8 protein-coding genes are annotated in these 10,359 nt (G+C 72.6%); all 8 read right to left on the bottom strand.

The features are described from left to right. Positions 1-38: 38 nt before the first annotated feature. The 8 genes from ACZ6C6_RS05530 to ACZ6C6_RS05565 all read right to left on the bottom strand — a co-directional run bounded on the left by ACZ6C6_RS05530 (position 39) and on the right by ACZ6C6_RS05565 (position 10,324). Positions 39-1,262 carry a cytochrome P450 gene (locus tag ACZ6C6_RS05530; RefSeq protein ID WP_469199379.1) on the bottom strand — a complete coding sequence of 408 codons (1,224 nt, stop codon included), beginning with the start codon at positions 1,260-1,262 and terminating at the stop codon, positions 39-41. After that, complete coding sequence (locus ACZ6C6_RS05535; protein WP_469199381.1) at positions 1,259-2,479, bottom strand: acyltransferase family protein; 1,221 nt, start codon at positions 2,477-2,479, stop codon at positions 1,259-1,261. The genes ACZ6C6_RS05530 and ACZ6C6_RS05535 overlap by 4 nt, the downstream gene beginning before the upstream one ends. A gap of 65 nt (positions 2,480-2,544) precedes the next feature. Beyond that, positions 2,545-4,176, bottom strand: coding sequence for a dipeptide ABC transporter ATP-binding protein (locus ACZ6C6_RS05540; protein ID WP_469199383.1), 1,632 nt, complete (start codon positions 4,174-4,176; stop codon positions 2,545-2,547). Beyond that, entirely contained in the window at positions 4,173-5,045 is an 873-nt protein-coding gene (locus tag ACZ6C6_RS05545) for an ABC transporter permease (RefSeq protein WP_469199385.1), read from the bottom strand. Before ACZ6C6_RS05545 ends, ACZ6C6_RS05540 begins: the two co-directional genes overlap by 4 nt. After that, positions 5,042-6,007, bottom strand: a complete 966-nt coding sequence (locus ACZ6C6_RS05550; protein WP_469199387.1) for an ABC transporter permease — start codon at positions 6,005-6,007, stop codon at positions 5,042-5,044. The genes ACZ6C6_RS05545 and ACZ6C6_RS05550 overlap by 4 nt, the downstream gene beginning before the upstream one ends. After that, positions 6,004-7,656, bottom strand: a complete 1,653-nt coding sequence (locus ACZ6C6_RS05555) for an ABC transporter substrate-binding protein (protein ID WP_469199389.1) — start codon at positions 7,654-7,656, stop codon at positions 6,004-6,006. The genes ACZ6C6_RS05550 and ACZ6C6_RS05555 overlap by 4 nt, the downstream gene beginning before the upstream one ends. A 59-nt stretch (positions 7,657-7,715) precedes the next feature. Next, a complete protein-coding gene (locus ACZ6C6_RS05560; protein ID WP_469199391.1) occupies positions 7,716-8,759 on the bottom strand; it encodes an LLM class flavin-dependent oxidoreductase in 1,044 nt (347 codons plus the stop codon). A 92-nt stretch (positions 8,760-8,851) separates the two neighbouring features. After that, positions 8,852-10,324, bottom strand: a complete 1,473-nt coding sequence (locus ACZ6C6_RS05565) for a DHA2 family efflux MFS transporter permease subunit (protein WP_469199393.1) — start codon at positions 10,322-10,324, stop codon at positions 8,852-8,854. Positions 10,325-10,359 lie beyond the last annotated feature (35 nt).

Raw genomic sequence — 10,359 nt, forward strand, 5'->3', positions numbered from 1 at the left:
CGGTTCCCTTCTGATCACCCACCCGGCGGCAGGCGTGCTCACCAGGTGACGGGCAGGCGCCAGATGCCCTGGACCCCGCCCGGTTCCTTGACCGGCAGCTGCCCCGAGGGTTCGGCGAGGCGCAGCCCCGGCAGCCGGCGGAAGAGTGTGGACAGCGCGATCTCCATCTCGGCGCGGGCGAGGTTCTGCCCGATGCATTGGTGCACGCCGTGTCCGAAGGAGATGTGGTGGCGCGCGCCGCGTCCGACGTCGAAGGCGTCGGCGGCCGGGAACGCCTCGTCGTCCCGGTTGGCCGAGGAGATGACGACGATCACCCCGTCACCCGCCTTGACCCGGTGCCCGCCCAGCTCCGTGTCGACCGTCGCGAACCGGGCCACCCCGTCGGCGATCGCCATGTATCGCAGCAGCTCCTCCACTGCGCCCGGCAGCAGCGACTCGTCGGCACGCAGGGCCGCAAGCTGCTCCGGATTCTCCAGCAGGGTCAGCACACCGAGCGCGATGGCGCTCGCGGTGGTCTCGTGCCCGGCGACCAGGAGCAGCAGCGCGATGTCGACCAGGTCGCGCCGGGTCAGCGCGCCCGTGGACAGCTGCTCGGCGATCAGGGTGTCCAGCAGGCCGTCGCCGGGATCCTGCTCCTTGCGCCGGATCAGCCCGTCGAGATACGAAGCGAGTTGCGTGAAGGCGTCGGCGCTGTCCTCCAGGCTCGTCGTCCCCGTCACCACCCGCCGCGACTGCTGCTCGAAGAAGGCGTGGTCGGTGTACGGGACGCCGAGCAGTTCGCAGATCACCACGGACGGGACCGGCAGCGCGAAGTCCGGTACCAGGTCGGCGGCCGGACCCTTGGCCTCGATCGCGTCGATCAGTTCGTCGACCAGCCGCTGGATGCCGGGCCGCAGCGCCTGCACCTTGCGGACGGTGAAGTTGGTGAGCAGCATGCGCCGCTGCGCGGTGTGCTCCGGCGGGTCCATGCCGATGAAGTTCCGCACCTTGCGGGCCGACTCGAAGCGCGGGGCGGTGGCCGGATAGTGCGGATGGACCCGGTCCGAGGAGTACGTGGCCGCGTCGAGCAGGACCTGACGCGCCTCCGCGTGCCCGCTCACCGCCCACACCCGGCGCCCGTTGTACAGCTCCACCAGGGACACGGGCCCCTGCTCGCGGTACGCGTCGTAGCCGGCGGGCGGCTGGTAGGGGCAGCCACGGGCCTGCGGATAGGCGGGCAGTTCGCGCGCGTGGTCGGTCGTTGAGGTGCTGGTCTCGGTCATTCCCCGGCCTCCAGGACGGTGAGCGGGACGATGGGGGACGCCGGTGCGGCCTTCTCCGGGGCCGCCGGAGTCCTCGGACGTGGTGCGCTGAACAGCCGTACGGCAGGAGCCTCGACCCAGCTGTACAGGGCGAGGGCGAGCGCCAGGGCGGTCAGCAGGGCGGCGAGCAGCAGCCCGGCCGCCGCGGCACCGGACAGGTTCTCGCCGGCCACGAGCCACTTGTGGCCGTACGCCACCACCAGCCCGTGCACCATGTAGAACGCGAACGACAGCTCCCCGAGCCGCACCAGCACCCGCCCCCGGAACGGCGAAGCGGTCCGCCGGACATCGGCCTGCGCGGCGGCGACCACGAGCGGCACCAGCCACAGGGCGCCGGTGCCGGCCACCCCGTACAGATAGGGCACCGAGGAGTTGAGTACGTAACCGCCGACGGCGATCACGGCGGCGGGCAGCAGTCCGGTCCGGGGCAGGGCGCCGGTCAGCACCAGCCGCGCCGCCACCATGCCGAGGACGAACTCGATCGCCCGCACCGGCGGGAAGAAGTAGACGGACCAGATCTGCTCGAAGGACAGCGAGCCGTCGGCGATGAAGGGCAGCGGGGTCCCGCCCACCGCCCAGCCGCTGACGGCGGGCACCAGGACGGTGAGGGCGGCGAGGACACCGGCGAGCGTCCACAGCCGACGGGCGGAGAGCCGTTCCAGGAAGGGCAGCAGGAAGGGGAAGGCGAGGTAGAAGAACAGCTCGCACGACAGCGACCAGCTGACGGCGTTCATCGTGTTGGGGACCTGGATCTCCGGTATCCACGCCTGGACGAGGAAGAGGTTGGCCAGGACGCCCTTCGTCGTGAACACCTCGGAGGCCGCCGCCATCAGCACGGCCGCGACGGCGAACGTGACCAGGTGGTTGGGGAAGATCTTCACCAGTCTGCGCCGCCATACCCTGGGCGCGCCCTCGGCGGGCCGCGCCGACCAGGTGAGGACGAAGCCGCTGAGCACGAAGAAGAACGTCACCCCGTAGAAACCGGCGTTGGCGAAACAGTCGCTCAGTGTGTCGCCGAGGCCGCCGCCGATGAACCTGGTCTGGAACGTGGTGTGGAAGGCGAAGACCAGCAGGGCAGCCAGGAAGCGCATCCCGGTGAGGGACGGCAGCCTCGCGGCCCGCGGCCGGTCCGGGGCGGTCGGGGAGGAAGCGGTGGGTGGGACGGGTGAGCCTGGCATGGCTGATGACCTCCGGCTTGTCCGAAACTGGCCCGTCGAGGCTCGCAGTCATGTGTTGGCCGGTTCTAAAGCCGCTCTTCGGCCGTACGCACACGCCGCGGCACCGCCTCCAGCAGGGCGCGTGTGTACGGATGCGCCGGCTCGGTGAAGACCTGCTCCACCGGTCCGGACTCCACGATGCGGCCGTCCTTCATCACCAGCACCCGTGCACACACCTCCCGTACGACCGCCAGATCGTGCGAGATGAAGAGCGTCGCCAGCCCGAGCTCCTCCTGCAACGACCTCAGCAGGTCCAGGACTTGGGCCTGTACGGACACATCGAGGGCCGACACCGGCTCGTCGCACACCAGCAGCCGGGGCGCGGGCGCCAGAGCCCGCGCGATGGCGACCCGCTGACGCTGCCCACCCGACAGCGCGAGCGGGCGGCGCTCCACGTGCTCGGCGGTGAGGCCCACCTGCTCCAGCAGACGTACGGTGCGCTCCCGGCGCTCCGCGCGCGCCACCCCGGACGTGGCGAGGGCCTCCCCCACGATCCGGGCCACCCTCCACCGCGGGTCGAAGGCGCTGAGCGGGTCCTGCGGCACGAGCTGCACGGTGTGCCGCCGCTCCCGCCGGTCCCGCTCGCGCAAGGCGCTCCACGGCGCCCCGCCCAGCTCCACCTTTCCGCCGTCCGGCGCGGCCAGCCCCAGCACCATCCGGGCCAGCGTCGACTTGCCCGAACCCGACTCACCGACCAGGCCCACCGCCTCGCCCGGCCGCACGGTGAACGACACCGCGTCCACCGCCGTCCTGCGGCTGCCCCGGGCCCCCTTGAACACCTTGCCGACCCCGGACACGGCGAGCAGCGGCCCGCCGCCGTCGTCCGGGGCCGCCGCCGAAGGCGCACGGCGCGGGCCGCTTCCCGGGATCGCCGCCAACAGCCCCTTGGTGTAAGGGTGTTCCGGTGCGTCCAGCACCCGGGTGGCCACCCCGGACTCCACGATCCGGCCGTCCTTCATCACCGCGACCTCGTCCGCCAGCGCCTCCACGACCGCCAGGTCGTGGCTGATGAGCAGCAGCCCGGTGCCGCTCTCCTTCAGCTCGCCCAGGAGTTCCAGGACGCGCGACTGGACCGAGGCGTCGAGGGCGGTCGTCGGCTCGTCCGCGATCAGCACACCGGGCTCGGCGGCGATGGCCGAGGCGATCAGCGCCCGCTGCCGCAGCCCGCCGGACAGCTGATGGACGTAGGCGCGCGCCCGTTCCGCCGGCTCGGGCACCCCGACCCGCTCCAACAGGGCGAGGACCCGCGCCCCGGCCTCCCGGCGCGGGACCACGCGGTGGACGAGCAGGGGCTCCGCGATCTCCTTGCCGACGGGCCGCAGGGGGTCCAGCGCCACCAGGGCGTCCTGGGCGACGAGGCCGACGCGCCGGCCCCGGACCGCACGCCACTCGCGCGGCCCGAAGTCCCGCGCCTCACGGTCCGCGACGCGCAGCCGGTCCGCCGTGACCCGGGCGGTCGGGCCCGCGAGGCCGAGCAGGGAGCGGGCGAGCGCGCTCTTACCGGAGCCCGACTCGCCGACGACCGCCAGGCACCGCCCGGCGGCGAGCGAGAACGCCGCGTCCCGCACCGCGTGCACCTCGCCGGGTCCGGAGCCGAAGCGCACGTTCAGCCCGGCGACCTCCAGCAGCGGGGCCCCGGTCGATGGGGTCGTCGTCATGAGGCGGCCCGTCCTTCCGCTCGTGCCTGTGCGTGCCGGCCCACGACGGTGACCGCGACGACGGTGGAGACCAGCAGGAGGCCCGGGAACAGTGCGATCCACCACGCCTGGTCGAGGAATCCCTGGCCCTCCGTGAGCATCGCCCCCCACTCGGGCGTCGGCGGCTGCGCCCCGAGACCGAGGTAACTCAGCGCCGCACCCGTCGAGATGGACGCCCCGAGCGTGACCGTCGCCAGCACCAGGAGCGGCCCCAGCGTGTTCGGCAGCACATGGCGGAGCACGATCAGCCGACGCGGTACGCCCAGGGCGACGGCGGACTCCACATAGCCGGACCGGCGCACCACCAGAGCCTGCGCCCGCACCACCCGGGCGAACCCGGGCGCCGTCCCCACCGCCACGGCGATCGTGGTGCCCAGGACCCCCTTGCCGGCGATGAGTACCACCATCAGGGCCAGCAGCATCCCGGGCAGCGCCAGCAGCGCGTCGGCGGTCCGCATCAGCACCGCGTCACCGAACCGCCCGGACAGCGCGGCGGCCAGCCCCCACACCACGGCGAGCCCCACCCCAGCACCCGTCGCGGCCGCTCCGATGGCCAGCGAGTAGCGGGTGCCGTGCACCACCCGGGCGAAGACGTCCCGGCCCAGCTGGTCCGTGCCGAACCAGTGCGTCCCGCCCGGTGCCTGGAGCGCGTGCACCGGGTCGGTGTCGGTCGGGCTTGCGTGGGCGAGGAGCGAGGGCGCCAGCGCGGCGAGCAGGATCAGCCCCAGCAGCACGGCGGCGGCGAGCACCCCCGGCCGCACCCGGCCCCGGCGGGCCCCGCGGACCGCCGCGACCGGTGCCCCGGCCCGTACGGCCTGTTCGGCGCTCACGCGGCGGCCACCCCCGTACCCCTGCGCAGCCGGGGGTCCACTACCGCGTACAGCAGCTCCACCACCGCGCCGACCAGCACGAACACCACGGCCGACAGGGCCACCACGCCCTGCACCACCGGCAGGTCGCGGTCGCTCACCGCCTGGAGGGTGATCCGGCCGATGCCCGAGCGCGCGAACACGTTCTCCACCACCACAGCACCACCCAGCAGCGTCCCGGTGAACCAGCCCGCGAGGGTGAGCGCCGGCAGCGCGGCGTGGCGCAGCGCGTGGCGCGAGCGCACGGTGTGCTCGGCCAGTCCGCGTGAGCGCGCGGTCAGGCTGAACGGCTGTTCCAGTGCCCCGAGCAGCCCTTCCCTCATGACCTGTGTGAGCACCGCCGCGATCGGCAGTGCCAGCGTGATCACCGGCAGTACCAGCGAGCGGGCGTCGCCGCTGTCGGAGACCGGCAGCCAGCCGAGCCGGAACGAGAACACCGTCAGCAGCATGATCCCGAGCCAGAACGACGGCGTGGACACCACCAGCAGCTCCACCGCCGATGACACCCGGCGCGGCCACCGGGAACGCCCCGACGTCAGAACGGTCACGGTCGCCGCCAGCACCACCGCGACGAGCGAGGACCACAGCGCGAGCTGCGCGGTCGGCCCGATCTGGTCCGCCAGCAGCGAGGAGACCGGCTGCTGCAACTGGTAGGAGTCGCCCAGCTCCCCGGTGGCCAGCTGCTTGAGATACACGCCGTACTGGACGAGCGGGGGCCGGTCGAGGCCGTAGTGGTGGCGGATCTCCTCGCGCTGCTCCGCGCCGACCAGGGCGTTGGACCCGACGATCGCGCTGACCGGGTCGCCGGGAATCAGATGCAGGGCCAGGAAGGCGCACGTGGCGGCCCCCCAGACCACGAGGACGGCCGCCCCGGCCCGGGCCGTGACGGCCCGGACGGCGGCGGTTATGTGCGGGGGTGTCATCGGCCGGCCTCGACCCAGGCCGCGTAGAACTCCGGCCATGCCGACGAGGACAGCCGCAGCCCGTGCACCTCCTTGTTCACGCCGACGGACGCCTTCTGCACGTACGCGGGGACGACCGCCGCGTGGTCGATCGTCCACTTCTGCACCTTGGCGTAGTACGTGGCGCGTTCGTCCGGCGAGGTCGCGGCCTGTGCCTTCTTCAGCCACGCGTCGACCTGCGGGTCGGCGACCTTCGCGAAGTTGTGCCCGCCGCCCCCGGACGACTCGGTGGAGAGGAAGAAGCTGCTGAGGATGTCGCCGTCACCGCGCGCCCAGGAGGTCTCGACCACGTCGTAGCGCCCCTCGTCCAGCTGGGCGGAGACCGCCGTCGCGTCGGTCGAGGCGGCGAGCTTCAAGTAGATGCCGGCCTTCTTCAGGTCGCCCTGCGCGGCCTGCGAGAACACCGACGCCTTGCCGTAGACCGGGGCGGTGACGGTCAGCCGCTTGCCGTTCTTCGTCCGGTACCCCTCCCCGTCGCGGCCGGTCCAGCCCGCCTGGTCCAGGAGCCGGCCGGCGAGCGCCCGGTCATGGGGCCAGCTGTTCACCAGCGCGGGGTCGTAGCTGTGCGGAGTCGCGGGGGAGAGGGTGCTCCAGGCGCGCGTCCCGGTGCCCTGGAACACCGACTTCACCAGGGCGTCCAGATCGATGGACCGCTGGAACGCCTTGCGTACCCGCTCGTCCGAGAAGAGCGGGCTCCTGGTGTTCAGGTAGAAGGTGTCCACCGCGCCCGGTACGTCTTTGGTGACGACGTCGAGCCGGGCGTCGCGGCGTACGGCCGCGATCTGATTCGCCGGCAGCGCGGCCGCCGCGTCGACCTGCCCCGACGTCAGGGCGCCGACCCTGGTGGCGTCCTCGGTGAGAAAGCGGACGGTGAACGAGTCCAGCCGGGCGGGCCCGCTGTGACCGGCGTCCTTCGGGGCCCACGCATAGGCGGCGTTCCTGGTGTAACCGCGCTTCTGGCCCCTGGTGTAGGCACCGGCCCGGAAGGGCCCCGAGCCGACGGAATCGGTGCCCGCGCAGAGCTTGTCGGCGCCCGCCTTCAGGGAGGCGGGCGAGGCTATGCCGAGATAGGTGGTGCTGGCCGCCTGGAGGAAAGGCGCGTACGGCCGGCTGAAGCGGACCTCGACCTCGTACTTCCCCTTCACGGTGGTGCCCTGGTACGGGCCGAGCAGCCCGGCCGCGTACTGCGACTGGGTCGCTTTGGCGGTGATGTGGTCGAAGTTGGCCTTCACCGCGGCCGCGTCCAGGTGCTTCCCGTCGTGGAAGGTCACGTCGTCGCGCAGCTCGAAGGTGTACGTCCTGCCCCCCTCGGAGGTCTTCCACGACCTCGCCAGCCACGGTTCCAGCTCCCCGTCGGGGGTCTGGTAGACGAGCGAGTCGAAGACCGGGCGCTGGACGAACGCGGTGACGTCCTGCGCGCTGGTGTGCGGGTCCCAGCAGTCCGGCTCCTGCTGCGCCGCGTAGGTGAGGCTGCCGCCGCTGCGGGGCTTCGCCTGCCCGGCGGGCGAAGCCCCGTCGTCGGAACTGCACGCGGTGACGGAGGCGAGGAGCAGGACAGGCAACAGAGCGGCGGCTCTGCGGGATGTACGGCGCGGCTGGCGCGGGTGCATGGGGGACTCCGGGACGTGAAACGGGGTGAGGGGGGCCGGACGTACTGTCGCCAGACCGTCTAAAGCCGGGCTGAAACGTCCTTCGCCGAGCCGGGCGCGACCTCCTGGGCCGCGTGCGCCAGCAGCTCGAACGAGCGCAGCCGGTCCGCCTGGTCCGGCACCACGGTCAGCGCCATCAGCTCGTCGGCCCCCGTGCGGTCCACCAGGTCCGCCAGCTTGCCGCGCACGGTGTCCGGGGACCCGATGAGCTGACGCTCGGCCAGCTCCTCCAGGAACTGCAACTCCGGCTCGGCATAGGTGTACGCGGCGGCGTCCGGGGCCGAGGGGAACGCGTCGAAGCGGCGTACCGCACGCATCTTTATCTTGCCGAGCAGATAGGGGGCCGCGACCTCGCGTGCGGCCCGGTCGGTGCCGGCGACGGTGACCAGCGCGGAGATGAGGGTGCGCGGCCGGTCCAGGTATGGCGAGGGCCGGAAGGACTGCCGGTAGCGGTCCAGGGCATACCCGGTCGCGTGCGGGTTGATCTGGTGGGCGAAGGCGTACGGCATCCCCAGCGCTCCGGCGAGTTCGGCGCTGGCCGGGCTGGAGCCGAGCAGCCACAGGTCCGGCCGGCTGTCGGCGGCGGGCACGGCGGTGATGGGTGACGCGGGGTCACCGGGCGCGAAATAGCCGTTCAGTTCGACCACTTGGTCGGCGAAGTCGTCGGCGCCGCGCTCCGGTGCGCGGCGCAGGGCGCGGGCGGTGTGCGGGTCGGTGCCCGGCGCCCGGCCGAGCCCGAGGTCGACCCGGCCCGGGTGCAGGGCTTCCAGGGTGCCGAACTGCTCGGCGACGACGAGCGGCGCGTGGTTGGGCAGCAGGACGCCCCCGGAGCCGACGCGCAGCGTGGTCGTGGCGGCGGCCAGGCGTCCGGCGAGGATGCCGGGCGCCGAGGTGGCGAGGCTGGGGGTGCTGTGGTGCTCGGCCACCCAGTACCGCAGGTAGCCGAGTTCCTCGACGCGCGGGGCGAGGGCGACGGTGTCGCGCAGGGCCTGGGTCGCGGAACCGCCCTCGAAGACGGGCACCACGTCGAGCACGGACAGGGGAATGCCGGTGGGACGGCTCATGAAGACCTCCGGGAGGAGCGCGCCGCCGGGCGGTGACCCGGCGGCGCGGAACGGGGCGGATGTGCGGGTACGTGGGCGGGTGACCGGGTGGCTCAGGCGTGCCCGGTGACGGGCTCCGAGCCGGCCGCTGTCTCCTCCGGCGCCTCGGGGGCGGCCGGTTCGGACTTGGGCTTCCCGGGCAGCAGCAGCCCCGCGGCGAAGACCACGACGGCCGCGGCCACCGGCCACCAGAAGGCGTTGGAGAAGGAGTCGGCGGTGGGGGCCGCGTGGGAGCCGCCGCCCTGGAGGATGAGGGCGACGACGGCGATGCCGAGGGAGGCCCCGATCTGGTTGAGGATGAAGACCGCGCCCGTGGCACCGGCGACCGACTCCCCCGGGACCGTCTTGTAGACCGAACCCATCGTGGGCGCGCCCACCAGGCCCATACCGAAGCCCGCGGCGAACTGCGCGGCGGTCAGGGCGATCTGGGAGGTGCCGGAGCCCGAGCCGGTGAAGACCAGCGCGCCGGCGCCGATCAGCAGCGCACCGGTCGGCACCAGCCGCCGGGCACCCACCTTGTCCGCGAGGTTGCCCGCGATCGGCATCCCGATGAGCGTGCCGAGACCCAGTGGGGCCAGCAGCAGTCCGGATTCCAGGACGGTGTGACCGTGCACCTGCTGGTAGTACAGCGGCAGCAGGAACAGCAGCGAGAACAGCCCGCCGCCGAGCAGGAACATCGTGGTCACACTGGCGCTGAAGCCCTTGCTGCCGAACAGCCGGAGGTCCAGTAGCGGCGTCACCGAGGCGCGCAGCGCGTGCACGGTGTACGCGACGAACAGAGCGACGCCCACCGCGAGCCCGGTGATCACCTTCGTACTGCCGAAGCCGTCGCCGCCCGCCTGGGACAGCGCGAACACGATCGCGGCGAAACCGGGGGAGAGCAGCGCGACGCCCAGTGCGTCGAACGGGACGGGGTCGCCGCTCGGCGGCGGGTCGGCCGGCAGCACCCGGACCGCCAGGACGATCGCGGCCAGCGCGAAGGGGATGTTGACCAGGAACATCCACTCCCAGGAGAAGTTGTCCAGCAGTAGCCCGCCGACCACCGGGCCGATCACCGGGCCCAGCGTGATCGGTACGGAGACCAGGCCCATGACCCGGCCGATCCTGGCGGGTCCCGCGGCGCCCGCCACCACGGTCATCATGATCGGGTCGACCATGCCGCCGCCGAAGCCCTGGACGATGCGGAAGGCGATCAGACTCTCCGCGTTCCAGGCGAAGGCGCAGAGCGTCGAGCCGATCAGGAACACCGAGAGGCCGAGCAGCCACATGCGCTTCGCGCCGAACCGGACCACGGCCCAGCCGGCCAGCGGAATCGCCAGCGCGACCGCGAGCAGATAGCCGGTGGTGACCCACTCGATGGTGGCCAGCGTCGCGTGGAACTCACCGCCCAGCGTGCTGATCCCGACATTGACGATCGTCGCGTCCAGGTACGACATCATCCCGCCGAGCACCATGACGCCGACGAGCGTGAGCAGAGCGGCATCGAGCCGGGCAGGCCCGCTCTCGGCCGCCTTTGTTTCAGACACGGCAACTCCTTTGAACCACTCTACCCAGAAAATTT

The sequence above is a fragment of the Streptomyces sp. NPDC041814 genome (assembly GCF_055590565.1).

Excerpts from the sequence above, each read along its gene's own strand:
- ACZ6C6_RS05530 (WP_469199379.1), bottom strand. The coding sequence starts at position 1,262 with ATGACCGAGACCAGCACCTCAACGACCGACCACGCGCGCGAACTGCCC.
- ACZ6C6_RS05535 (WP_469199381.1), bottom strand. The coding sequence starts at position 2,479 with ATGCCAGGCTCACCCGTCCCACCCACCGCTTCCTCCCCGACCGCCCCG.
- ACZ6C6_RS05540 (WP_469199383.1), bottom strand. The coding sequence starts at position 4,176 with ATGACGACGACCCCATCGACCGGGGCCCCGCTGCTGGAGGTCGCCGGG.
- ACZ6C6_RS05550 (WP_469199387.1), bottom strand. The coding sequence starts at position 6,007 with ATGACACCCCCGCACATAACCGCCGCCGTCCGGGCCGTCACGGCCCGG.
- ACZ6C6_RS05555 (WP_469199389.1), bottom strand. The coding sequence starts at position 7,656 with ATGCACCCGCGCCAGCCGCGCCGTACATCCCGCAGAGCCGCCGCTCTG.
- ACZ6C6_RS05560 (WP_469199391.1), bottom strand. The coding sequence starts at position 8,759 with ATGAGCCGTCCCACCGGCATTCCCCTGTCCGTGCTCGACGTGGTGCCC.